Raw genomic sequence first — 24,466 nt, forward strand, 5'->3', positions numbered from 1 at the left:
CGAATTGACTTTATTTAACAGTATAAAAAGTGATTCAGGTTGGTTGGCGCCGGGGCGGCCTAGTCTATATGGATTTCGAGGCCCAGACCCATGAGTTCGCGCAGGAGCACCTTGAAAGACTCCGGCACGTCGCCTTCGGGCAGGTTATCGCCCTTGACGATGGCCTCGTAGACGCGCGAGCGTCCTTTTACGTCGTCGCTCTTCACAGTGAGCATCTCTTTGAGGATGCTGGAGGCGCCGTAGGCGTAGAGCGCCCAGACCTCCATCTCGCCGAGACGCTGTCCGCCGAACTGCGCCTTGCCTCCCAGCGGCTGCTGGGTGATAAGGGAGTACGGCCCGATGGAGCGCGCATGCATCTTGTCTTCGACCAGGTGGTTGAGCTTCAGCATGTAGATGTAGCCCACCGTGGTCTGCTGGTCGAAGGCCTCGCCCGTGCGTCCGTCGTAGAGGGTCACCCGCCCGTCTTTGGGCAGGTCGGCATCCTCTAGAAGACCCTGCACCTGGTCGTAGGAGGCGCCGTCGAATATGGGCGAAGCGAACTTCACGCCCAGCTTCTTGCCCGCCCAGCCCAGGATGGTCTCGTAAATCTGACCGAGGTTCATCCGGGAGGGCACGCCCAGGGGATTGAGCAGGATGTCCATGGGGGTACCGTCCTCCATGTAGGGCATGTCCTCTATGGGGACCACCTTGGCGACCACGCCCTTGTTGCCGTGGCGTCCGGCCATCTTGTCGCCCACCTGCATTTTACGCTTCTTGGCCACGTAGACCTTCGCTTTCTGGATGATGCCGGGGGGCAGGTCGTCGCCCACCTGAATCTGGTATTTCCTCCTCTTGGCTTCGGTGTCGAGTTCGCGCCGGAGATCCCGGTAGTTGGAGAAGAGCAGCCTTACGTGCTCCACCAGGTTCTCGTCGGTGGCCCAGTCGATGTTTTCATTGATGTTGACCGGATCGAGCTCCTCGAAATCGGACTTGCGGTACTTCTCCCCTTTGGGAATCAGCTCCACGCCGTTGAAGTTGTAAACTCCCGGGGAGGTCTTGTCACGCAGCAGGGAGTAGAGCTTGTCGACCATTTTGGAGTTGAGCTCGTCCACCTTTTCGGCGTGCCGCTCATTCTCCAGTTCAACCTGCTTTTTCTCTTCCTTGCGTGAGATCTGTTCGTCGCGCTTGCGGCTGAAGAGCTTGGTGTCGATCACCGTGCCGGAGACGCCCGGGGGCGTCTTCAGGGAGGCGTCCTTCACGTCGCCCGCCTTGTCGCCGAAGATGGCGCGCAGCAGTTTCTCTTCGGGGGTGGGGTCGGTTTCGCCCTTGGGGGTGATCTTACCCACCAGGATGTCGCCGTGGTTGACCTTGGCGCCGATGCGGATGATGCCCTGCTCGTCGAGATCGGCCGTAGCCTCCTCGCTCACGTTGGGAATCTCGCGGGTCAGCTCCTCCTCTCCGCGCTTGGTGTCTCGCACCTGCTGCTCAAATTCAGTGATATGGATGGAGGTGTAGATATCGTCCTGGACGATGCGCTCGCTGATCACGATGGCATCCTCAAAGTTGTAGCCCCTCCAGGGCATGAAGCCCACCAGCAGGTTGCGTCCCAGCGCCAGTTCGCCTCCCTGGGTGGCGCAGCCGTCGGCCAGGGTTTGACCACGGGATACCTTGTCGCCCACATTGACGATGGGCTTCTGATTGATGGTGGTGTCCTGGTTGGTGCGTTCGAACTTGGTCAGGTCGTAGGTCTTTACGCCCTCGTCGAAGTAGCAGTCCTGCTCCATTTCGGTCCGGTCGTACTTGACGCGTATCTCGGTGGAGGAGACGTAGACCACTTCGCCCTCGCCCTCGGCGGTGATGATGGCGCGGGAGTCCTTGGCGGCGCGGTGCTCGAGCCCCGTGCCGACCAGCGGCGATTCGGGACGGAGCAGCGGCACAGCCTGGCGCTGCATGTTGGAACCCATGAGCGCGCGGTTGGCGTCGTTGTGCTCGATAAAGGGAATGAGCGCGGCCGCCACTGAGGTAATCTGGTTGGTTGCCACGTCCATGTAGCCGATGTCGTCGGGCTTGGCCAGCTGGTAGTTTCCATCGCGGAAACGCGAGAAAATATTGTCGTTCTTGAAAACGCCCTTCTTGTCCAGCGGCGCATTGGCCTGGGCGATCACGGTCTCGTCCTCCTGCTCGGCCGAAAGGTATTCGATATCGTCGCTCACCTTGCCCTCCTTCACCTTGCGGTAGGGGGTCTCGATGAAGCCGAAGTCGTTGATCTTGGCGTGGACGCAGAGGGAGGAGATGAGTCCGATGTTGGGACCCTCGGGGGTCTCAATGGGACAGAGCCGCCCGTAGTGGGTGTAGTGTACGTCCCGCACCTCGAAACCGGCGCGCTCGCGGGTCAGTCCCCCGGGGCCGAGCGCCGACATGCGGCGCTTGTGGGTCAGTTCGGCCAGCGGATTGGTCTGGTCCATGAACTGCGAGAGCTGGTTGGTTCCGAAAAAGGTGTTGATCACGCTGGAAATGGTCCGCGCGTTCACCAGGTCCTGCGGCGTCAGCTGCTCGGCGTCGCGGGAGTTCATCCGTTCCTTGATGGTGCGCGACATGCGGGCCAGGCCGATGGAAAACTGTTGACCCAGCTGCTCGCCGATCGTGCGCACGCGGCGGTTGGAGAGGTGGTCGATATCGTCCACCTGCGATTTCATGTTCTTGAGGCGGATCACCTCCCTGACGATGGCCACGATATCCTCCTTGACGAGGTAGCGCGTGTCCATGTCCACGTCCAGCTTGAGACGTTTATTGAGACGGTAGCGTCCCACCTCGCCCAGGTCGTACTTCTTGTCGCTGAAGAAGAGACGTTCGAGCACCTGGCGGGCGGTTTCGGGATCGGGCATCTCGCCGGTACGGATCTGCTTGTAGATCTCGCCCAGGGCCGTCTCCTCGCTGTGGGCGGGGTCCTTGCGCAGGGTGTTCATCATCACGTCGCGCTCGGAGTCCTCCGGCGCCAGGGTCTGCACGCGGAAGGCCATTTTGTCGTGTTCCTTGAGCGCCGAGTAGTCGTCATCGGTCAGCTCATGGTCGCGTTCGAAAAGGGTTTCGCGGCTTAGGGCCTCGGTGACCTCGCCGGTCTCCTCGTCCACAACCTCCTCGACCTTCTCGATCACGATGTCGTTGGCCAGGCGCTTGCCCGTCACCTCTTTCTTGTACTCCTTCTTGGTGCTGAATTCCACCTTCTCGGAGAGACCGTCGAAGAGACCGAAAATCTCCTCCTCGGTGGAGTAGCCCAGCGCGCGAAGCAGCGTGGTGGCCGGGACCTTTTTCTTGCGGTCGATGTAGGCCCAGAGCACATCGCGGATGTCGGTGGAGAACTCGATCCACGATCCCTTGAAGGGAATGACCCTCGCGTTGTAGAGCTGCGTGCCGTTGGGGTGCACGTTCTGCCCGAAAAAGACGCCGGGCGAACGGTGCAGCTGGCTCACGATCACGCGTTCGGCCCCGTTGATGATGAAGGTGCCGCGTTCGGTCATCCAGGGCAGGTCGCCCAGGAATACCTCCTGCTCGATAGTTTCGGTGGTCTCATCGTCGTCGTCCACGGCCGAAAGGCGCATCTTGGCCTTCAGCGGGACGGCGAAGGAGAGTCCCCGCTCCTGGCACTCCTTCATGGAATACTTGGGAGTGTCCACCGAATAGTGGATGAATTCCAGGATATGCGTCTCACGGGAGTCCTGGATGGGGAAGTTCTCATTGAAAATTTTCTGGAGACCCTGGTTCTTCCGGTCTTCCGGCGCGATATCGAGCTGTGTGAACTGCCCGAATGACTCCAGCTGGATATCCAGGAAGTCGGGGTAGTCCAGCACGTGCTCGGTACTGGCAAAAGACAGGCGGTCGGTGAACGGAATTTTCTCCATGTCGCTGTGTTTACTCAAAGGAACCTCTCCTTTTCGTTAATTTGATGGTGATGGGCCGGTCATCGTAAGGGTGCAGCGCACACTCGGGGCGGTTCACGTCCGGCGTCCAAAAAGACGCCAATAGCCAATACCGTAATGCAACGATACTGGCTAGTGGCAGATTGTACAAGCTGGCGCTATTTACTTGAGCTCGATCTCAGCGCCGGCTTCTTCCAGTTTGGACTTGAGCTCTTCGGCTTCATCCTTGCTCACGCCTTCCTTGACGGGGTTGGGAGCGTTGTCCACCAGTTCCTTGGCCTCTTTCAGGCCCAGGCCGGTGATGGAGCGCACCTCCTTGATCACGGCGATTTTCTTCTCGCCGGCCGACTTGAGAACCACGTCGAACTCGGTCTGTTCTTCGCCGCCCTCGTCGCCTCCGGCGCCTCCGCCGGCAACCACGGCCGTAGCGGCGGCGGGTTTGATGTCATACTCCTCCTCCAGAACTTGTGCAAGTTCGTTCGCTTCCTTAACGGTGAGGTTTACAAGTTGTTCAGCTATTTCTTTAACGTCAGCCATTGGTTTTGTCTCCGGTTGGTCTTTGTAGATTAAAAATCCAGGTTAGTTGGTTATTCGCCTTGTTCGGCGATGCTTTTCAGGGCGCCCGCGAGCTTCTCGCCGGGTGCGTTGAGGGCACGGACAATGTTGGAAACCGGGGCAAGGAGCAGGGCGGCGATATCGCCGAGTACTTCTTCCTTCGATTTCATGGCCGCCAGCTCGCCGAGCCGGCTCTCATCGTAGTACTCTCCGTCGATGAGGGCCGCCTTGAACTGCGGTTTGCCGTTGTCTTCCATAAACTTCTTCAGCACTTTGGCCGGTGCCGCAAACGCCTCATCCACAAAAGCAAAGCCGTTCTGCTCCACGAGGTGGGGATAGAGGTCATCGTAGCCCTCCTTCTCCTCCATCGCACGCTTCATCAGGGTGTTCTTGTACACCTTGTAGGTGACGTTGCTTTTGAAGAATTCGCCTCTAAGCTCGTTGATGGTCGAGACGGACATGCCGGAGTAGTTGGTGACGTAGATCGCCCCCGCCTGCTCCAGGTTCTCCCGTATCTCTTCAACGGTCGCTTTCTTTTCTGCTAGTGTAGGCATGGTTCGTGTTCGGTTATAATTCGCTTAGGCAGACATCACGGAGGAACGCTCCAGCGGGATGCCGGGTCCCATGGTGGAACTCATGGTGGCGCTTCGGATGTAGAGCCCCTTGGCGGAAGCCGGCCGCAGGCGCATGACGGTCCGCAGGAACTCCAGCGCATTGTCGCGAAGTTCGGCGGCGTCGAAGCTTACCTTGCCGATGGAGGCGTGCAGAATGCCGTACTTGTCGACGCGAAAGTCGATCTTGCCGGCCTTCACCTCTTTGATGGTTTCGGCCACGTCGTTGGTCACCGTACCGCTCTTCGGGTTGGGCATCAGTCCCCTGGGTCCCAGTACGCGGCCCAGCTTTCCGATCTTGCCCATGACATCCGGTGTTGCGACGATGACGTCGACGTCGGTCCAGCCATCCTCGATCTTTTCGATGTACTCATCGAGTCCCACGTGATCGGCGCCCGCCTGTTCGGCTTCCTCCTGCTTGGCCTCGTTGACCAGGGCCAGCACACGCACCTCTTTACCGGTGCCGTGGGGGAGGGAGACCGATCCGCGCACCATCTGGTCCGCGTGCCGGGGGTCGACCCCCAGGCGCAGGTCCAGGTCGACGGAGGCGTCGAAGTTGACCTTGGAGGTCTTCTTCACCAGGTCGACCGCTTCTTCCAGGGTATACTCGAGATCCTGGTCGATGAGTTCGGCTGCCGCTCGGTATTTCTTTCCTCGTTTTGCCATGATAGGGTTGCTCAAACTTACTTGTCTCGTTGCACTCTCAGCCCCATGCTGCGGGCGGTACCGGCGATCATCTCGGCGGCGCGCTCCACTTCAAAGGCGTTGAGATCTTGCATTTTCTGTTCGGCGATCTCCTTGCACTGGGTCCAGGTGACCGATCCCACCTTGGTGCGGTTGGGTTCGCCCGAGCCGGACTTGATGCCGGCGGCCTGTTTCAGCAGCACGGCGGCGGGAGGAGTCTTCGTAATGAAGTCGAAAGACTTGTCCATGTACACAGTGATCTCGACCGGAATGATGGTCCCGGCCTTCTCCTGCGTAGCGGCGTTGAAAGCCTTGCAGAACTCCATGATATTGATCCCGGCCTGTCCCAGGGCGGGTCCCACCGGTGGGGCGGGGTTCGCCTGGCCGCCTCGGATCTGAAGCTTGAGAACTTTGTCTACTTTTTTAGCCATTAGGATTCAGTGCTTCTGCGTTGCGTGTGGTTTACCGCGTAATAGCTCACGTTGCATCTGTGTGTTTCGGTCACGTTGCAGGTTCTACCTGGTTCACATCAACTTCAACCGGGGTCTTTCGACCGAATATGCTTACCAATACCCGTAATTTCAGTTTGTCGGCGTTTACTTCCTGGATGGTGCCGTCAAAGTCCTTGAAGGGACCGTCGACCACCTTCACCAGGTCTCCCTCGCTGTAGGGGATCTCCACGACGCCCTCCTCCATCTCATCGGAGTCCTGCACGCGTCCCAGGATGCGGTTGACTTCCTGCTCACGCAGTGGACTCGGGCGGACGTCGTTTTTGCCGCTTTTCAAAAAGCCGATGGTGGAGGGCGCGCCCTGCACCAGGTTGTTCAATTCCTCGTCGTACACGGCCTTGACCAGCAGATAGCCGGGGAAGAAGTTCTTCTCGCGGGTCCTCTTTTTGCCCCGGCGGATTTCAACCACCGTCTCGGTGGGTATCATGATCTCCTCCACCTTGTCCTGCAGATCCTGCAGATCAAGCTCCCGCTCCAGATACTCCTTCACCTTTTTCTCATGGCTGGAGAAGCAGCGAACCACGTACCACTTGTAGCGGTTGTCTTGCGTCATGAATAAATGGCCTCTAAAATGGTACTGTACACCTGGTCAACGCCGAAGATGAAGAGGGAGAGAATGATGGTGAAAACCACCGTTATGATGGTGTAGTCCAACAGCTCCTGCTGGTCCGGCCAGGAGACTTTCTTCATCTCCTTCTGGACGTCTACCAGATATTGCTTGATGCTGTTCATGTAATTCCTTGCTGACTGTCCGTGGTTGCACGGGTGGCAGGACTTGAACCCGCATCCCGACACGTCGGGATTTGGATTCCGCTATTCTGCCATCTGTGCTCGTTTGCACGGGTGGCAGGACTTGAACCCGCAACCTGCGGTTTTGGAGACCGCTGCTCTGCCAATTGAGCTACACCCGTAATGGCCTGTGCCTCTATTCGATAATTTCAGTTACCACGCCGGCGCCGACCGTACGGCCGCCCTCGCGGATCGCAAAGCGCAGCCCGTCTTCCATGGCCACCGGCTGGATCAGCGATACCGTCATGTTCACGTTGTCGCCCGGCATCACCATCTCCACGCCCGACGGCAGCTCGCAGGAGCCCGTCACGTCGGTCGTCCGGAAATAGAACTGCGGACGGTAGCCCTGGAAGAACGGCGTGTGACGCCCGCCCTCGTCCTTGCTGAGCACGTACACCTCGCACTTGAACTTCTTGTGCGGGGTGATCGAGCCCGGCTTGCAGAGCACCATGCCCCGCTGAAGCTCCTCCTTGTCGATGCCGCGAAGAAGGATCCCGGCGTTGTCGCCGGCCTGGCCCTCGTCGAGCATCCGGCGGAACATCTCAATGCCGGTCACCACCGAGCTCATCGGGTCTTCGACAATGCCCACAATCTCCACCTCGTCGTTGAGCTGCACCACGCCCCGCTCGATGCGGCCCGTGGCCACCGTGCCCCGGCCGGTGATGCTGAACACATCCTCCACCGGCATCAGGAACGGCTTGTCTATGTCGCGCTCCGGGGTCGGAATGGTCTCGTCAACGGCGTCCATCAGGTCCAGAATCGCCTGCTCGGCATCCTCCTCCCCGTTCAGCGCGTTCAGCGCGCTGCCCTGGATCACCGGAATCTCGTCGCCGTCAAACTCATAGCTCGAGAGCAGCTCGCGTACCTCCAGCTCCACCAGCTCGATCAGCTCCTCGTCGTCGACCAGGTCCGTCTTGTTCATGAACACCACGATCTGCGGAACCCCCACCTGGCGGGCCAGCAGAATGTGCTCGCGGGTCTGCGGCATCGGACCGTCCGTGGCCGCCACCACCAGGATCGCCCCGTCCATCTGCGCCGCGCCCGTCACCATGTTCTTCACGTAGTCGGCGTGGCCCGGGCAGTCCACGTGGGCGTAGTGGCGCTTGTCGGTCTCGTACTCCACGTGCGCCGTGGCAATGGTAATGCCCCGCTCCTTCTCCTCCGGAGCGTTGTCGATGTCCGCAAACTGCTTGGCAACCCCCCGTAGTGCTTGGCCATCACCGTCGTAATGGCCGCCGTCAGCGTCGTCTTCCCGTGGTCGACGTGGCCGATCGTTCCAATGTTTACGTGGGGCTTGGTCCGTTGAAAGGTCTCTTTTGCCATGGTACCGTTGGTTAGGTTTAGTCGTTAGAAATCGCGCGGCGGCGCGCCGCCTGGTCGAATGAGCCGTTAGTCGGATTTGAACCGACGACCCCTTCCTTACCATGGAAGTGCTCTACCCCTGAGCTATAACGGCATGTCCGCATCGTGCGGAGATCAATAAAAGGGACGAGCGGGCGACCGGGCTCGAACCGGCAACATTCAGCTTGGAAGGCTGACACTCTACCAATTGAGTTACGCCCGCTGGTAGTTCCCCGGCGGTCGGCGCTGCCGCCCGGACCGGGGCCTCTGCTGGTGGGGGGAGGAGGATTCGAACCTCCGAAGGCTTGCGCCAACAGATTTACAGTCTGCCCCAGTTGGCCACTTTGGTATCCCCCCGGTAGTCGTTCGGATATCACAATGTTAAGGTTCAAAGAACAAAATAAAACCGGATGAGCCAGCGGCCGGATTCGAACCGACGACCGGCTGTTTACAAGACAGCTGCTCTACCCCTGAGCTACGCTGGCATGGCGGCCTGGCCCATCAGAATACCCGGGCCAAAAAGGTGACGCCGGCTTGAGTCTGTGTCCATGCTGTTCTTCCTCCCGCCTCGGTACCCCGCACAGGGCGTACCTATCCATTGGGCGAAAGACCCGAAAGCTAAAGACAGTTTTGTTCTTTGTCAACAGTGAAACTCTCATTTCTTGTACTTTCCCTCAGGGGGCTTCGTCGCCCTCCCCGTCATCCCCTCCGCTCCCGCTCCGCAGGCGCACCCAGGCGAGGCGCGCAAGGAGTCCAAGGGCCAGCAGCACGAGCACGGCCTGTCCCCAGGCCGAGAGATAGTCCCCGATGACCCGCCAGTTCTCGTGCACCACCCACCCGAAGGCCAGCAAGAGGGCGTTCCAGAGCAGGGAACTCACCGCCGAACTGAGCACCGTTCGGGCGGGGGGCGTGTGCGAGATGCCCGCCGTGAGAGCAATGACCGACCGGGTGCCGGCCAGGAAGCGGTTGGCCACCACCACGCCCTGTCCCCATCGCTTCATCCACGCCTGCGTGCGCGTAATATATTGCAGCGGGACGAAGCGCACGAGCCAGTGCCGTTTTTTCTCCTCCAGCTGGGTGCCCCAGCGGCTGCCCAGGGCATACATGGTCATGAAGCCGGCCACCGAAGCAACGGTGGTCAGCAGGTAGACCGGCGTGAGGCCGATGACCGACTCTGCCGCCAGGTAGCCTCCGAAGGCCACCAGCACGTCGCCCGGGATGGGCGGGACGACATTTTCCAGGTAGGCCACCGCAAGGAAGACCCCGTAGATGCTTATCGGGGGCAGAGCGTAGATCCACTCAACCAGTTCCGTTGTCAATTGCTCCAGCATGCGCGGTGGTAAGGTGTATTCAGCCGTGAAAGGGCACCAGCAGGGCTACGGCGCGGGCCGATATGCCCTCCCCGCGGCCTTCCGGGCCCATCCCCTCTCCAGTGGTGGCTTTTACGGAGAGGCGGTTCGGGTCGGCGTCCAGCTCCCCGGCCATCACCTCCCGCATACGGGAGATGTGGGGGGCAAGTTTGGGTTGCTCGGCCACCACGGTGCAGTCAATATTGCCCACGCGCCAGCCGCGCTCCTTAATCATGCGCGCGGCCGCTCGCAGAAAGGCGCGGCTGTCGGCCCCGCGGTACTGCGGGTCGGTATCGGGAAAGTGGGTGCCGATGTCGCCCAGCGCCAGCGCCCCCAGCAGGGCGTCGCATACCGCGTGAATGAGCACGTCGGCGTCGGAGTGGCCGGCCAGCCCCTGTTCAAAGTCGATCTCTACGCCTCCCAGCACCAGCGGGCGCCCCTCCTGCAGCCGGTGGATATCGTAGCCGTAGCCTATGCGTACCTTGTCTTCCATGTCAATGCTCCTCCAGCAGCAGCCGGGCCAGTTTAAGGTCCAGGGGATAGGTGATCTTGAAATTCTCGCGGCTCCCCTCCACCATGCGCACCTCCCCGCCGGCGCGCTCCACCAGGGAGGCGTCGTCGGTGCCCGTGAAATGCTCTTCCCGCGCCTGCTCATAGGCGCGCACCAGCAGTTCGCGGCGGAAAACCTGGGGGGTCTGCGCCTGCCACAGCTCCCGGCGCGAGGGAGTCTCCACGATGCGCCGGCCCTTGCCGGTCCGCTTGATAGTGTCCCTGGCCGGCACCCCCAGCACCGCGCCCCCGCAATCGGCGGCCGTCCGGCAGCAGGCGTCGATCTGCGCGGGAGTAACGAAGGGTCGCACCGCATCGTGCACCAGCACCAGCTCCGCATCGCCCGCCTCGACCAGAGCGTTCCGGATGGAGTGCTGCCGCTCGTCGCCCCCCTCCACCACGGTGGCGGCCAGTGAACCGGGCAGTGCGTGGTCAAGGATGGCGCGCGCCTGTTTCATGCGTTCCGGGGAGGCGGCCACGACCACGCGGACCAGTCCCTCGAGCTGCAGGAATCGCCGCAGGGTGTGTTCCAGGATGGTGCGGCCGGCGATCTCCAGGTAGGGTTTCGGAACCTCGAGGCTCATGCGGCTGCCCGAGCCTGCGGCCGGCAGAATAAGGACTTTGGAATCCACGTCTTCAGACAATGAACATGGCGTCGCCGAAGGAGAAAAAGCGGTAGTCGTTCTCCTGTGCCTCCTCGTAGGCCTCCATCATGAAATCGTAGCCGGCGAAGGCGGCCAGCAGCATCAGCATGGTGGACTCCGGGCGGTGGAAGTTCGCAATCATCGCTTCGGTGATCTTGAAATTGTAGGGCGGGTAGATGAATTTGTCGGTCCAGCCGGTGCCGGGCTTCGAAATACCGCTGGCCGTGATACTGGTCTCGATGGTGCGCACGGCCGTGGTACCGCACGCCACCACCCTGTTTTCCTTGCTCCTGAGGGCCTCGTTGATGCGGGCGGAGGTCTCATCGGAGATGAAGTAGTTCTCAGAATCCATGCGGTGCTTGGTCAGGTCCTCCACCTCCACCGGCCGAAAGGTGCCCCAGCCGATGTGCAGGGTGATGGGCAGCAGGTCCACGCCTTTCTTCTCCAGCTTCTCCACCAGCTTGGGGGTGAAGTGCATGGCGGCCGTCGGGGCGGCCACCGCTCCGCGTTCCTTGGCAAAGATGGACTGGTAGCGCTCCTTGTCCTCCTCGGTGGGGTCGCGATCGATGTAGGGCGGAAGCGGCATCTCGCCGATCTCGTCCAGGCGCGCGTAGAGCTCCTCGTTGGTGCCCTCGAAGAGAAAGCGTATGGTGCGTCCCCGGCTGGTGGTGTTGTCGATCACCTCCGCCATCAGGTCCTCCCCGAAATAGAGCTTGTTGCCGATGCGGATCTTGCGGGCCGGCTCCACGAGCACGTCCCAGAGCTTGTTCTCCGGCATGAGTTCCCGCAGCAGGAAGACCTCGATGTCGGCGTCGGTCTTCTCCTTTTTGCCCTTCAGCCGGGCGGGGAAGACCTTGGTGTTGTTGTAGATCAACACGTCGCCCTCGCTGAGGTACTTGTGGATATCGGAAAATTTCTCGTGCTTGATGCTCCTTTCCTCACGGTCAAGCACCATCAGCCTGGCGGCGTCGCGCGGCTCGACCGGCTCTTCGGGCACATGGTAATCTTCGGTCTCAAACTTGAAATCAGTAAGCTTCATTATCGGGCTGAGGGCTTTTATTTGATTGGAATTACCTATATCTTTCAAAAATTCAAAGCTTGTAAATATACTCCATTTAGCAGCGGAGGACAAGTTTCATATTCCCATTCGGAGGTGTGCCAGAGCGGTCGAATGGGGCGGTCTCGAAAACCGTTGAACCGCTTTGCGGTTCCGGGGGTTCGAATCCCTCCACCTCCGCAACCGGGCCTGCCGTGCGGGAACGCCCGGCAAGAGCCCTCTGTTGGCTTTTACAGCGCCAGATGCTATACTTGAATGGAAGGTGCCGGTTCCGGCGCAGCGCGCATACTTAAGACGGATGCTGCACGTTGTTCACAGGCCGCCTGCACCCTGCGCCACCGAGGGTCCCGGCAAACGAAGCATACCAAGGATTCACCCGCTGACTTATGAAAAACATCATCCGCATCCCTCTTCTTCTGCTCCTGTTCACCGCGGTCTTCGCCTCCGCCGCCACGGCACAGCTGCGCGAAGACGCACGCTCGTCCGCCGACCTGACCGGTCCGGTGGTGGGGCAGCACAGCATGGAGGCCGGCAGCTGGGAAAACCTGTTCAACATGCACATGAGCCACTCCTATGAGATGATGTTTTCAAGCTTCGGGGGCTCGGTCCAGAACGTGAACGCCTACACCAACACCATGCGCTTCGCCTTCACCGACCGCCTTTCCGGCCGTGTGGATCTCTCCCTGATGCACTCCCCATTCGGAAACAGCATGATCGGGGGCAACACCGGGGGGCTCGGCGCCGAATTCCTCATCCGCAACGCCGAACTGAACTACGAGCTCAGCGACCGCAGCAGCATCCACCTGCGCTTTCAGCAGATTCCCGCCATGGGCATGAATCCAGGCTCCTACTACGCCAACCCCTTCTACCGGCCCTACGGCAGCCCCTTCGGGAACTATTGACCTCCCTTCAGCCCGGCAGATGAGCAACACGAACGGCGATGCACATAACCTGGTCCTGAATGCGGCCATCGGCTTTCTCAGCCTGCTCCTTTTCCTGCTGCTCTTCGGACTGGCATCCCGCGTGATCTTTCCGCGCATACAGAGCGAGCGTTCGGGGCAGCAGGCCCAGCTCATCGGCGAGGTGATCCAGCTGGAGGTGCTCAACGGAGCGGGCATCGCCGGCCTGGCCAACGACTTTACCTCGGCCCTGCGGCGTAACGGCTTCGACGTGGTGGAGACCGGAAACTTCGACAACTTCGACATGCAGCAGACCGTAGTGATCGCGCGAACCCTGAACACCGAGAACGCACGGCGGGTGGCACGCGCCCTTGGAATATCCCAGGAGAATGTGCTGGTGGAGGCCTCCGACGACTTCTACCTGGACGCCACCGTCGTCATCGGATCCGACTATCAATCCCTCAAGCTGAACTGAACTTTCATGCCCGAAAGCGCCCAACAGTTTTCCACCCGAGACGATTCGAAGACTACCGACAGCCAGCGGCTGGTGGAGGTGATTACCAACGCCCTGCTGGAGAAGAAGGCTGAGGAGGTGGCCGTGCTCGATGTGCACGAGCTGACCACCCTGGCCGACCAGTTCGTGGTGTGTCACGCCAGTTCCGACGTGCAGATCAAGGCGCTGGCCGACAACGTCAACCGGTGCACCTCCGAGGAGCTCGGCGAGAAGGCGTGGAAGGAAGAGGGGCGCGACACGCGCCGCTGGGTGATACTGGACTACGTAAACGTGGTGGTGCATATCTTCCGGAAAGAACTGCGCGAATACTACGCCCTGGAGCGCATGTGGAACGACGCCGAGATCACCCGGGTTTCCGAGAGCTGACCGCGGCACCCCGCGCCCTTCCGCGGCACTCCCTCATCCCAAGCCTGAGTCCCCATGGCCAAGCGCGTTCTTGTCACCGAACCCATCGTGGATTCCGTACTCGACTTTCTGCGGGATCGCTACTCCGTGGAGGTGGGGCGGCGCGGCAGTCTTGACACCGAGGAGGCCCTGGCCGAGGCCGTGCCCGGTTTCGACGCCCTCCTGCCCATGCTCTCCAATCCCGTTACCGGACGCGTGCTGGAGGCGGGAGACCGCCTGCAGGTGGTGGCCAACCACGCCGTGGGATATAACAACATCGACCTGGAGGCGGCGCGGCGCCTTGGCATTCGCGTGGCCAACACCCCCGATGTGCTCACCGAGGCGAGCGCCGACTGCGCCATGGCCCTGCTGCTTGCCGTCACCCGCCGCATCTGCGAGGCCGAGGACTACCTCCGCGCCGGCCGCTTCGAGGGCTGGGAACCCCTGGGCTTTCTGGGGATGGAGCTCGGGGGACGCACCCTGGGCATCTTCGGCATGGGACGAATCGGTACCGCCCTGGCCCGCCGCGCCCGCGCCTTCGGCATGGAGATCCGCTACCACAACCGTTCGGAGGCGGATCCCGAAACGGTGCGCGAGCTGGAGGCCGAGTACGCCGATTCGCTCCAGGAACTGGCCCGCTCGGCGGACGTGCTGAGCCTCCACTGTCCCCTGACCCCGGAGACCCGCCACGCGGTGGACCGCCGCATCCTGGAACATATGCCCTCCCACGCGGTACTCATCAATACGTCCCGCGGACCGGTGGTGGACGAGGCCGCCCTGGCGGAGGCCCTGCACGAGGGCGTGATTGCCGGTGCGGGCCTGGACGTCTTCGAGCGGGAACCGGAAGTCCACCCGCGCCTGCTGGAGGCCCCCGGCTGCGTGCTCACGCCCCACATCGCCAGCGCCACGCGCCGCGCGCGCCGCGACATCGGCATGTTGGCCGCGCGCGCCATACAGGGGGTGCTGGAAGGACGGCCCGGGGAGGAGATTCCCAACCTGGTGGCCTGAATATGCCCGACGACCCATGAATATCCCTTCCCTTGCAAAACGCCGGTGGCTCGTGCCCCTGGCCCTGCTGCTCTGCGTGGCGGCCATAGAGGGCTGGCGCTGGCTTGAGCGTCCCGCACCAGGGGGAGCGGACGACGCAGGACACGTGCGACTCGCCGAAGCCTCCTCCCTCTTCCTGCAGGAACAGCGGGAGCTGATGCAGCGCAGCCAGGAACTGGCCGGCAGCCTGCAGGGACGGCTCGGTACCGGCGGACGGACGGAGGGCGGCGTGGAGGCGCTGCTGGCGCGCTACGACGACCTGTGGGGGCTTTCGCTGGTGGCGGGCGACTCCTCCCTGATCTGGCACGGCTATCCGCCCTCCCCCGACGGGCTTCCCAACCCTTCGCAGCAGGAACCCAGCATACGCATCGAGCAGCGGAACAACGTGCTCTACTGGAAGTGCCGGATCCCCATCACCGTACGCGACAGCAGCGGGGTGACCGCCCTCGACCTCTACACCAGCCGGCGTATCATGCAGAGCACCGCCCTTCCCATCGGCTCGGGCAGCGAGTACCGCTTCACCCGTCCGCTGGAGGAGGCCGGCGCACCGCAGATCGGCATCCGCCTCTTCAACCCCATGCCCGACAGCGTGCTTGCCCACAGGCGGCTTGACCTGATGGAGGGAGACTCCGCCGGAGCCGTCTTCCTCCCGGTACAGGACGACGCCCCCGCCCGTATCCGCGCCTGGATGATGGGGACCGTATTCTGGCGCAGCCTCTACCTGCTGGCTGCTTTTTTGGCGGCGGGCGTGATGCTCATCCGGACCTTCCCCCTCTCCGATCCCTGGGGAAGGCTGGGGACCCAGGCGGGCGTGATCGCCCTGGGCTGGGGAGGGGTGAGGGTGTTTGACCTTCCCGGCCGCGCCCTGACCTACCTGGCCGGCAGCGACGCCGGCCCCTTCCTTCGCGAGCTCTGCACCTTCTCGGCCGACGCCCTGGCGGTACTTCTGCTGGGGCTCAGCGTCTACCTCACCCTCAAGGTGCGCAGCCTGCGCTTCCGGTCCAACTCCTTCCTGAGCAACCTCTCGCTGGCCGGCCTCACCGGGGCCGCCTCCTGCGGGCTCTTCCTTTCGGTGGTGGACCGTACCTATACCATGCTGACCACCGCCGGCGCGACGCTGGACGACCTGCAGATTATCCCGCCCGTGCCCACGCTGCTGCTCTACGTCTCCGTGGGCGTCATGATGGCGGGCCTCTTCCTGCTGCTGCTCACCCTCATCCGCCTGATGCTGCTCTCCGCGCACGACCAGCGCAACCTGCCGGCGGTCATGCTTGTCATTGGATTCACCCTCGGCATGGGCGGTTTCTACCTGCTGGCGCCCGGGGCCGTGCGCATGCCGGGTACGGGTCTTTACGGATGCCTCTTCTTCGTGCTGCTGACCGCGGGACTGCGATACGGCATGCGCGGTGGCCACCTCTTTCCCCTCAGTTCGGTGCGGGGTCTGGTTTTCGGCAGCATCGCCATCACCCTGGCCGCCGCCCCTGTCTTCCAGAGCGCCCTGAGGCATAACACCGAGGTGCGCCTGCAGGAGGCGGCCGCAGAATTCGCGGACCTCGACGACAGCCGTGGCGCCCGAACCACCATGGACCTGCTCAACACACTGGGCAGCGCCTTCTCGGGGGTGGACGCCGACTCGCTCGTAAACCAGCAGATCTTTGTGGGCCTGCTTTTCAACGACACCATCGAGGACTTCATCGCTGAGCGTCCCGGCTACTACTCCTACGACGTGCACTTTGTCACGGCCGGCCGCACCAGCCTGGCCAGTTACTCCACCGACCTCAACTCTCCCTCCTGGCTGGAAATCTACCCGGTAGACCGCCTGCAGGCCGTCACGGAGATGCAGCAGATCGGCCCGGCCAATCCGCGGCCCGTGGTGCAGCGTCCCCAGCTCATCACCTCCGCGCAGTACCAGAGCTTCCACCGGGGCTGGCTGCCCCTCTACGGCCCCGGCGGGGATCCGGTGGCCTGGATCCTCGCCTCGGTCTACCGCGAACGCCCCAACTTCGACAAGCCCATGCGCGCCGTACTGGCCTCCCTCTACCAGAGCGACTGGAAGGAGTCCTACCTGCTGCAGGAATTCCAGGGCGACACCCTGCTGCGCAGTTCCCGGCGCGGCCTCACCGGTTACTACCCCAGTCGCAACCGCCTGCCCGCGGAGGTGCGGAGGGCACTGGAAGACGACTCCCTCTTCACCCACACCGAGGAGCGGGACCGGCAGACCTACCGCAACCTCTACCGCACCGCCGACTCCGGCCGCGTAATCCGTGCCACCACCCTCCTGCCCGATTTCCGCAACCGCCTCTACCACTACTTCCAGTTCAATTTCGTACTGCTGCTTATGGGACTGGGCGCCATCGCCTTGCGGGAGGCCACCCGCAGCGGCAACACCCGCCTGCTGGAGAAGAGCAGGCGCTTCCGCCACCGCCTGCTCGACCGCTTCCTGGTGGCCGTGCTGCTCTTCCTGGGCATCCTGGTACTGGCCACCCACTATGCCCTGCAGGAGCAGAACAAGGAGTCCGTGCGCCAGTCGCTCTACGACAAGATGGACGAGATGGGCAGCCAGGTGGAACGGACCCTGCATTCGCGCCCGCAGCAGAGCGCCGCCGGCCGGCCCCTGCTCGATTCCCTCGCCTTGCCCTTCGATGTGGACGCCTCCCTCTACCGCGGACAGGAACTGGCCGAGAGCACCACGCCGCAGATCTACCGCCAGCACCTTCTGCCCTCCACCATGCCCTACGGCATTTACCGGCAGCTCTACGTAGAGGGTCAGGCGGACGCCTTCCAGAACGTCTCCCTCGCCTCCCAGGATCTGCTGGTGGGCTACCGCGCCGTGCGCGTTGCCGGTCAGCCGCCCTCCGCCGCGCTGGCCATACCCACCTTCCTCGCCTCGCCCAAATTCGAACAGCAGCTGCTGGAGACCACCAGCTACCTCATTTTCATCTACCTGGTGGTCTTCGGGGCCTTCATCGGCGGGTCCCTGCTCATCACCCGCGAGCTCACCGCCCCGCTGCGCGAAATCCAGGACGGACTGAACGAAATCTCCCGGGGCAATTTCGACACCACCATTCCCGTAACGGGCGACGACGAGATCGGCAAGCTGGCCGCCGCCTACAACGAGATGATCCGCCGCCTGCGGCAGGTGCGCCAGGAGCTGGTCGAGGCCGAGCGCGAGGCGGCCTGGAAGGAGATGGCCCAGCAGGTGGCCCACGAGATCAAGAATCCCCTGACCCCCATGAAGCTGAGCGTGCAGCACCTGGAACGCCAGCTCTCAGGCGAGGACATTAACGAGGAGGAGCTGCGCGCCTCGGTGCGCCGCACCACCGAAAACCTGATCGAGCAGATTGAGACCCTTAACACCATCGCCTCCGACTTCTCCAAATTCTCCCAGCCGCTGGACGGCGAATTCAGGGAGGTGGATCTCAACGCGGTGGTGCGCTCGGTGGCCGAACTCTACGACAGCGACCGGAGGGTGCAGATCCGGAGCGAGGTGACCGGCCTGCCGCTGATCATCCTCGGGGTGGAGGACGAGCTGCGTCGCGTGGTGGTGAACCTGGTCAAAAACGCCTACGAGGCCATGCCCGAAGGCGGCGCCATCGTCCTGCGCACCTACCAGAAAAAGGAGAGTGCCTTCCTGGAGGTGGAAGACAACGGGAGCGGTATTCCGGAATCCCATAAAAACCGTATATTCGTCCCCAACTTCTCCACCAAGTCCAGCGGTACGGGCCTGGGCCTGGCCATCGCCAAGAAGGTGGTCGAGGCGCACGAAGGCAGCATCTCCTTTGCCTCCATCGAAGGGCAGGGGACCACCTTCGTCATCAAGATCCCGCTGAAGTAACGCCTGCGGCGCCGCACATTTCCGAAGCAACCCCCGACGTGGTTTCCTACCTGCGATCCGAAAAGAAAAACCTGCGCCGCGAAGCCGGCGTGACCCTGCGCATAGGCCTGCCCGTAATCGCAGCCCAGCTGCTGCAGATGTCCATGAATTTCGTGGACACCGTCATGGCCGGAAACCTGTCGGCGGAAGACCTCGCCGCGGTGGCCGTGGGCGGGGCGGTCTATTTTCCTTTTATCATGCTGGCGGCAGGCATACTCATGGCGGTCACCCCCATCGTGGCCCAGCTGGTGGGCGCGCGCCGCCTGGAGGAGATCGGCGCCAATGCGCGCCAGGGACTCTGGCTCTCCCTGCTGCTGGCCGTGCCTCTCTTTTTTCTAATACGGAATCTGGGATTCGTCATGGAGCTGCTCGATGTGACCCCCTCCCTCATCCCCGTGGCCCAGGGCTATGTGAAGGCCTTCTCCTGGGGGGTCTTCCCGCTGTGCGGCTACATGGCCCTGCGCTACTTCAACGAGGGCATGTCGGTGACGCGCCCCAGCATGTACATCGCCGGACTGGGCGTGCTGATCAACATCCCCGGCAACTGGGTGCTCATGTACGGCGAGCTGGGCTTCCCCGCCCTGGGCGCCACGGGCTGCGGCTACGCCTCGGCCATCGTGAGTCTGGCCATGTTCGCCGCCATGCTGGCCTTTACCGCCACCCACCCGCCCTACCGGCGCTTTCGCATCTTCACCGGGCTGCGGCGCCCGCAGTGGGACTACATCCGCGAGATCGTGCGCGTGGGGCTGCCTATTGGACTCAGTTCCACCATGGAGGTGACCATGTTCGCCGTGGTGAGCCTGCTCATGGGCTCCCTCAGCGCCGTGGCCGTGGCGGGCCACCAGGTGGCCATCAACTTCTCGGCCATGACCTTCATGGTGCCCTTCGGACTGGCTACGGCCATCACCACCCGCGTGGGCAACGCGGCCGGCAAGCGCTCCCTGGAGGAGGCGCGGCGCCGCGGCTTCACCGGCATCGCCCTGGCCACCCTCTTCATGAGCGCCGCCGCGGTGCTCATGTTCACCCTCCCCGGGCTCATCGTCTCCATCTATACCAGCGACCCCGCCGTGCGCGAGGTGGCCGTGGGCCTGCTCTACATGGCCGCCATTTTCCAGATTTCCGACGGACTGCAGGTGAGCGGCTACGGGGCGCTTCGGGGTCTGAAAGACACCCGCGTGCCCATGTACGTGAACCTGGTGGCCTACTGGATCGTCGGACTGCCCCTGGGCTGGTGGCTGGGTATTACGCGCGGGATGGGTCCGGAGGGACTCTGGATGGGGCTTATCGCCGGGCTCACCGTAGCCGCCGTGCTGCACAACGTGCGCTTCTGGCTGCTGACGCGAGAGGCCTAGTCCCCCCGCGGCCCTCCCCGATCCCCCGCCGGCGTGGAATGTTTCGGCGGCCGTGTGCGTATTGCAGGTAGTCACCCGCCCCCAACCCGGTCTCATGGCAGCCTACATCAACCACATATCCACCGGCGTGCCGGAGCACTGCTACACCCAGGATTTCCTGCGGCGGCGCATGCGCGAGTACGTGGGCACGCAGGAGGTCACCCGGCGCATCATCGACCGCATCTACGCGCGGTCGGGCATCGAAAAGCGCCACACCGTGGTGCGCGACTTCCACGCCAACGGCAACCCGCGATTTTTCTTCCGCGACGACGGCACCATGGAACGCCCCTCCACCGGCGCCCGCAACCGCCGCTACGTGGAGCACGCGCGTCCCCTCTACAGCCGGCTGGCCCGCGCGGCCCTGGAGGAGGGGGAGGCCGATCCCTCCGGGATCACCCACGTGATCACCGTCTCCTGCACCGGCTTCTACGCTCCCGAACCCGCCTTTCATATCATACGCGACCTGGGGCTCCCTCCCTCCACCCAGCGCTTTCACGTGGGATTCATGGGATGCTTCGCAGCCTTCCCCGCCCTCCGCATGGCACGCGCCTTCTGCGAGGCCGACCCGGGGGCGCGCGTGCTGGTGGTCTGCCTGGAGCTTTGCAGCCTCCATTTCCAGGGACGCGACCGCACCGACAACCTCATCTCCGAGTCGGTCTTCGCAGACGGGGGCGCCGCCGTGCTGGTGGAGCCTGAACCCCGCAGGCCCGGCCCCTCCTTTCGGCTGGACCGCTTCCGCACCGATATTGCCGACGACAGCGAAGGCGACATGGCCTGGATCATCGGCGACACTGGTTTTGACATGGTGCTCTCCTCCGCCGTGCCCGACATCCTGCGGGAACACATCCGTGCGGCGGTGGCGCCCCTGCTCGACGGGGAGGATCTTTCCCCGGCGCAGGCCAGCCGCTGGGCGGTGCACCCGGGTGGACGCGCCATCCTGGACAAGGTGGAGCAGGAGATGGGACTGGCACCCGAGCAGATCGCCGCTTCACGGTCCGTACTTCGCGACTACGGCAATATGAGCAGCGCCACCATCCTCTTCGTGCTGAAGCGCCTGATGGAGGAGCCGTCCGGCGGAGAGGCCAACAGGGGACGCACCCTGGCCCTGGCCTTCGGTCCCGGGCTGACCATCGAGAGCGCCCTGCTGACCCGGGTGGGGGACTGACCCGTGGCGCCGCTGCTGCTGCATAGCCGACGGCCGGAGCTCACCGAGGAGATGGACCGCCCCGACTGCGACCCCGAGCGCCTGCGGCGCACCTACCGGCAGTTCGCCATACTCAACCGGCTCATCTCGCGCTGGGACCACCTCTACCGCAGCGAGGTGCGTCCCCTGCTGGCCTCCCGCCCGGAAAACATGGGACCCGCGCGCCTGCTCGACATAGGCTTCGGGGGCGGCGACATTCCCGCGCGGCTGGCCCGTCTTGCGAGGGGCGACGGGTTCCGCCTGAAGGTCACCGCCGTGGACAGCGACCCGAGGGCGGTGGACTACGCCGCGGAGCGCCACGCCGGCAGCGGCGTGCGCTACCGTCTCGCCTCGCCGGCCCAGCTGCTGGAAAAGGGGGAGGCGGGAGACTACGACCTGGTCACCTCCAACCACCTGATGCACCACCTGGCGCCGGGTGAGCTGGGAGAGCTGCTTGGGCAGGCCCGCCGACTCAGCTGCGGACCCGTCCTGTTCTGCGACATCGAGCGAAGCGACTGGGCATGGTTGCTTTTCGGGCTGCTCTCGCGCCCCTTCTTCCACCGCTCGTTCATCACCCGCGACGGACTGCGCTCCATCAGGCGCAGCTACACGCGCCGGGAGTTGCGTGCGGCGGCGCCCCCGGGGTGGGAGGTACGCGCCCTGCCCCTCTTCCGCCTGCTGCTGGTCCACCGGGGGGAGCCGTGAGCGCCGACCGCCACCATAGCGTGATCGTGGCGGGCGGAGGCGCCGTTGGACTCCTGCTGGGACTGGCCCTGCAGCGCGAGGGGGTGGACTGCCTGGTGGCCGAACGGCGCTCCGAACCCGTGGCGCACTCCCGTTCCCTGGGCATCCACCCCGTCTCCCTGGAACTCTTCGATGAGCTGGGCCTGGCCGAACCCTTCCTGGAGGAAGGCGTGCACATCCGCCGCGGCGTGGCCCTGGACGGCCGGCGCCGGCTGGGGACGGTCACCTTCGAGCGCTGTCCCCCTCCCTACCGCTTTATCCTGTCCCTGCCGCAGTACCGCACCGAGGCCCTGCTGGAGAAAGCCCTCGCCGGGCGCGCCCCGGGCGCATTGGTCCGCGGCATGGAGCTGGCCGGTTACCGGGAGGAGTCCGGGGGGGTAACGGTGGAGGTCGTACACGAGGGGCGCAGGCGGACCCTTACCTGTGAGCTGCTGGTGGGCTGCGACGGCAAGGAGAGCGCGGTGCGCCGGGGCGCAGGCATCGCCTGGGAAGGGGGGCCCTACCCGCATACCTACGCCATGGGCGACTTCCGCGAGAACACCGGTTTTGGCAGCGACGCGGCTGTCTTTCTCTGCCGGCAGGGACTGGTGGAGTCTTTCCCCCTGCCCGGCGGGCACCGCCGGTGGGTGGTCAAGACCCGCAACTACATGGGAGAGCTGGAGCGTCCCTGGCTGGTCCGGGAGATCAATCTGAGGACGGGACACAACCTGGAGGGCGAGGAGCACGTCATGCTGGGAAGTTTCGGCGTGCAGCGCTACCTGGCCGGCCGCGCCGGACGGGGACACGTGTTCCTGGCCGGAGACGCCGCACAGGTTGTGAGTCCCATAGGCGGACAGGGTATGAACCTGGGATGGCTGCAGGCGCGCGACCTGGCCCGCACCCTGGGCGAGGCGCTGGAGCGGCCGGGATCACGGGAAAAGCTGGCCGAAGCCTACAGCCGACGCAGCCGGCGGCGGGCGCGCAAAGCCATACGGCGGGCGGAGTTCAACATGTGGCTGGGACGGCGCAGCGCGCTGGCTCCGCTGCGCAACGCGCTGGTGGCGGCCGCCCTGCACACGCCCCTCTCGCACTTTCTGGCCCGCATGTTTACCATGCGACGTCTGTAAAGTCAGAAAGTCTAACAAGTCATAAAGTCCTACAAGTCAGAAAGTGGACCTGTCGGACCTTCTAACTGTAGTCAGACGTTCCGGACTTTTCGACTTGTTGGACTTCAGGACTTTTGGACTTTTCGACTTTATGACTTGGAAGAGAGATTGCGACGCGGGTTCCGTTGGAGCCGTCGTAGTCGAGGGTGGCTCCCAGCTTTTTGCGAAGCACCCCGATCACCCAGATGCCCACCGAGCGGGGACTGTCGGGCGCGGCGGCGTCGAAGTGCTCCGGGAGCCCCGCCCCGTTGTCGGTCACCGTCAGCGTGATGCGCTCCTCCTCGTCCGCCTCCATCTGTATCCGCACAACGGCCCCGCTTTTTCCAGTCCCGTCCTCCCGCGGGAAGGCGTGCTTGTAGACATTGGCCAGCAGTTCGTTGAGGATCATCCCGCAGTACATGGCCTTCTCCGAGGAGAGGATTACGGGGGCGCCGGGGGCGATCTCCAGGTCCAGCGAAATTTTCGGGTCGCCGGCGGCCAGCAGGGTTGCGATCTTGCCGGTGAGCGCCTGCAGGTATTGGCCGAGGTCCACCTGTTCGAACTCACCCGACCGGCTCACCATGTCGTGCATCTCGGTGATGGAGATCAGCCGCGAACGGGTGTTGTGGAGGGCCCGGCGGGCGGCGGGATCCTCCACGTGCGGCATCTCCATGTCGATGAGGGCGGCGATGGTGGCCAGATTGTTCTTGATGCGGTGATGGGATTCGCGAAGCAGCAGCCCCAGGTCGCGCACCTCGTTGGTGAGGCTCTCGATCTGGCGGGTGCGCAGGATGGCCCGGGAGATGTGGGAGGCCAGGGCCCGGAACACGGGAACGTCCCCTTCCGAAAAATCGCCCCCGCGGCGGTTCAGGGCCTGCAGCGCGCCGATCGCCGTCCCGTCCGGCCCGAGGAGGGGCACGCAGAGGATGCTGCGGGTCTCGAAATCGGGACTCAGCTCGCCCCAGAAAAGCTCCGACGCGGCGGGATCGTTGGAGAGATAGGGCTTGCGGTGGCGAACCACCCAGCCCCCGATGCCCTCCTCGGGCGGAATGGCGCGCCCGCGAATCTGCTCGCTTACGGGACCCTTGGGCAGGGCCACGTAGAGCTCGTCCGTCTCCTCGTCGCGCAGCATGAGGGAGCCGGCCTCGCAGCGCATCACCTCGCATACGGCGTCCATGCTTTCCGAGAGAAGGGTCTGGAGCTCCGAGGCGCGGTTGATGGCCTCCATGGTTTCCAGCAGCAGGGTGAGGTCCCCGGAGCCCTGCCCCTCCGATGCCCTGCCGGACGGCGGATTCCGGCCTTCCCCCTTTTCCCCCATGTTG

At 63.5% G+C, this 24,466-nt stretch carries 21 protein-coding genes, 6 tRNA genes and 1 pseudogene; 10 read left to right on the top strand and 18 right to left on the bottom strand.

Features of this window, described 5'->3' with window-relative positions; translation table 11 throughout:
• Positions 1 to 59 precede the first annotated feature (59 nt).
• The 17 genes and pseudogenes from rpoB to queA form a co-directional block, all read right to left on the bottom strand.
• Positions 60 to 3,878, bottom strand: a complete 3,819-nt coding sequence (gene rpoB, locus U5K31_06085; GenBank protein ID MDZ7772297.1) for a DNA-directed RNA polymerase subunit beta — start codon at positions 3,876 to 3,878, stop codon at positions 60 to 62.
• 180 nt (positions 3,879 to 4,058) lie between these two features.
• A complete protein-coding gene (gene rplL, locus U5K31_06090; protein ID MDZ7772298.1) occupies positions 4,059 to 4,433 on the bottom strand; it encodes a 50S ribosomal protein L7/L12 in 375 nt (124 codons plus the stop codon).
• 50 nt (positions 4,434 to 4,483) lie between these two features.
• Positions 4,484 to 5,005 (bottom strand): 50S ribosomal protein L10, encoded by a 522-nt coding sequence (gene rplJ, locus U5K31_06095; protein MDZ7772299.1) that lies wholly within the window; start codon positions 5,003 to 5,005, stop codon positions 4,484 to 4,486.
• 24 nt (positions 5,006 to 5,029) lie between these two features.
• Positions 5,030 to 5,728, bottom strand: coding sequence for a 50S ribosomal protein L1 (gene rplA / locus U5K31_06100; GenBank protein ID MDZ7772300.1), 699 nt, complete (start codon positions 5,726 to 5,728; stop codon positions 5,030 to 5,032).
• A 17-nt stretch (positions 5,729 to 5,745) separates the two neighbouring features.
• Complete coding sequence (gene rplK, locus U5K31_06105; protein ID MDZ7772301.1) at positions 5,746 to 6,177, bottom strand: 50S ribosomal protein L11; 432 nt, start codon at positions 6,175 to 6,177, stop codon at positions 5,746 to 5,748.
• A gap of 70 nt (positions 6,178 to 6,247) precedes the next feature.
• On the bottom strand, positions 6,248 to 6,808 hold the full coding sequence (gene nusG, locus U5K31_06110) for a transcription termination/antitermination protein NusG (protein MDZ7772302.1): 561 nt from the start codon (positions 6,806 to 6,808) through the stop codon (positions 6,248 to 6,250).
• Positions 6,805 to 6,987 (bottom strand): preprotein translocase subunit SecE, encoded by a 183-nt coding sequence (secE, locus tag U5K31_06115; protein ID MDZ7772303.1) that lies wholly within the window; start codon positions 6,985 to 6,987, stop codon positions 6,805 to 6,807. Before secE ends, nusG begins: the two co-directional genes overlap by 4 nt.
• Positions 6,988 to 7,093: 106 nt before the next feature.
• A tRNA-Trp gene (locus tag U5K31_06120) sits at positions 7,094 to 7,166 on the bottom strand.
• Positions 7,167 to 7,180: 14 nt separating this feature from the next.
• Positions 7,181 to 8,367, bottom strand: a pseudogene (gene tuf / locus U5K31_06125) (elongation factor Tu).
• A 61-nt stretch (positions 8,368 to 8,428) separates the two neighbouring features.
• Positions 8,429 to 8,500, bottom strand: a tRNA-Thr gene (locus U5K31_06130).
• 35 nt (positions 8,501 to 8,535) lie between these two features.
• Positions 8,536 to 8,608 (bottom strand) — tRNA-Gly (locus tag U5K31_06135).
• A 48-nt stretch (positions 8,609 to 8,656) separates the two neighbouring features.
• A tRNA-Tyr gene (locus U5K31_06140) sits at positions 8,657 to 8,742 on the bottom strand.
• A 56-nt stretch (positions 8,743 to 8,798) separates the two neighbouring features.
• A tRNA-Thr gene (locus U5K31_06145) sits at positions 8,799 to 8,870 on the bottom strand.
• 189 nt (positions 8,871 to 9,059) lie between these two features.
• Positions 9,060 to 9,716, bottom strand: a complete 657-nt coding sequence (locus U5K31_06150) for a DedA family protein (protein MDZ7772304.1) — start codon at positions 9,714 to 9,716, stop codon at positions 9,060 to 9,062.
• Positions 9,717 to 9,735: 19 nt separating this feature from the next.
• A complete protein-coding gene (ispF, locus tag U5K31_06155; protein MDZ7772305.1) occupies positions 9,736 to 10,227 on the bottom strand; it encodes a 2-C-methyl-D-erythritol 2,4-cyclodiphosphate synthase in 492 nt (163 codons plus the stop codon).
• Between the two features lies 1 nt (position 10,228).
• Positions 10,229 to 10,915: a 2-C-methyl-D-erythritol 4-phosphate cytidylyltransferase gene (gene ispD, locus U5K31_06160; protein ID MDZ7772306.1), complete on the bottom strand. Its 687-nt coding sequence runs from the start codon at positions 10,913 to 10,915 to the stop codon at positions 10,229 to 10,231.
• 4 nt (positions 10,916 to 10,919) lie between these two features.
• Positions 10,920 to 11,966, bottom strand: a complete 1,047-nt coding sequence (queA, locus tag U5K31_06165; protein MDZ7772307.1) for a tRNA preQ1(34) S-adenosylmethionine ribosyltransferase-isomerase QueA — start codon at positions 11,964 to 11,966, stop codon at positions 10,920 to 10,922.
• A gap of 110 nt (positions 11,967 to 12,076) precedes the next feature.
• Between queA and U5K31_06170 the strand changes: the two genes are divergently transcribed.
• From U5K31_06170 to U5K31_06215, 10 genes are all read left to right on the top strand, one after another.
• Positions 12,077 to 12,164 (top strand) — tRNA-Ser (locus U5K31_06170).
• Positions 12,165 to 12,370: 206 nt separating this feature from the next.
• Positions 12,371 to 12,886, top strand: a complete 516-nt coding sequence (locus tag U5K31_06175; GenBank protein ID MDZ7772308.1) for a hypothetical protein — start codon at positions 12,371 to 12,373, stop codon at positions 12,884 to 12,886.
• Positions 12,887 to 12,905: 19 nt separating this feature from the next.
• On the top strand, positions 12,906 to 13,358 hold the full coding sequence (locus tag U5K31_06180) for a LytR C-terminal domain-containing protein (GenBank protein ID MDZ7772309.1): 453 nt from the start codon (positions 12,906 to 12,908) through the stop codon (positions 13,356 to 13,358).
• Positions 13,359 to 13,364: 6 nt separating this feature from the next.
• Complete coding sequence (rsfS, locus tag U5K31_06185) at positions 13,365 to 13,763, top strand: ribosome silencing factor (protein MDZ7772310.1); 399 nt, start codon at positions 13,365 to 13,367, stop codon at positions 13,761 to 13,763.
• A gap of 54 nt (positions 13,764 to 13,817) precedes the next feature.
• Positions 13,818 to 14,789: a D-glycerate dehydrogenase gene (locus tag U5K31_06190; GenBank protein MDZ7772311.1), complete on the top strand. Its 972-nt coding sequence runs from the start codon at positions 13,818 to 13,820 to the stop codon at positions 14,787 to 14,789.
• Between the two features lie 16 nt (positions 14,790 to 14,805).
• Complete coding sequence (locus U5K31_06195) at positions 14,806 to 18,663, top strand: HAMP domain-containing sensor histidine kinase (GenBank protein MDZ7772312.1); 3,858 nt, start codon at positions 14,806 to 14,808, stop codon at positions 18,661 to 18,663.
• A gap of 38 nt (positions 18,664 to 18,701) precedes the next feature.
• Positions 18,702 to 20,054: an MATE family efflux transporter gene (locus U5K31_06200; GenBank protein ID MDZ7772313.1), complete on the top strand. Its 1,353-nt coding sequence runs from the start codon at positions 18,702 to 18,704 to the stop codon at positions 20,052 to 20,054.
• A 94-nt stretch (positions 20,055 to 20,148) separates the two neighbouring features.
• The gene (locus tag U5K31_06205; GenBank protein MDZ7772314.1) at positions 20,149 to 21,258 is read left to right on the top strand and encodes a type III polyketide synthase; all 1,110 of its coding nucleotides are present in this window, start codon (positions 20,149 to 20,151) and stop codon (positions 21,256 to 21,258) included.
• Between the two features lie 3 nt (positions 21,259 to 21,261).
• Positions 21,262 to 21,981, top strand: a complete 720-nt coding sequence (locus U5K31_06210) for a methyltransferase domain-containing protein (GenBank protein ID MDZ7772315.1) — start codon at positions 21,262 to 21,264, stop codon at positions 21,979 to 21,981.
• Positions 21,978 to 23,126 (top strand): NAD(P)/FAD-dependent oxidoreductase, encoded by a 1,149-nt coding sequence (locus U5K31_06215; GenBank protein MDZ7772316.1) that lies wholly within the window; start codon positions 21,978 to 21,980, stop codon positions 23,124 to 23,126. Before U5K31_06210 ends, U5K31_06215 begins: the two co-directional genes overlap by 4 nt.
• 61 nt (positions 23,127 to 23,187) lie before the next feature.
• Here U5K31_06215 and U5K31_06220 read toward each other — a convergent pair whose 3' ends face one another.
• Positions 23,188 to 24,462: a histidine kinase dimerization/phosphoacceptor domain -containing protein gene (locus tag U5K31_06220; GenBank protein ID MDZ7772317.1), complete on the bottom strand. Its 1,275-nt coding sequence runs from the start codon at positions 24,460 to 24,462 to the stop codon at positions 23,188 to 23,190.
• Between the last annotated feature and the right edge of the window lie 4 nt (positions 24,463 to 24,466).

It is taken from the genome of Balneolaceae bacterium (genome assembly GCA_034521445.1).
Classification (GTDB): Bacteria; Bacteroidota; Rhodothermia; order Balneolales; family Balneolaceae; genus JAXHMM01.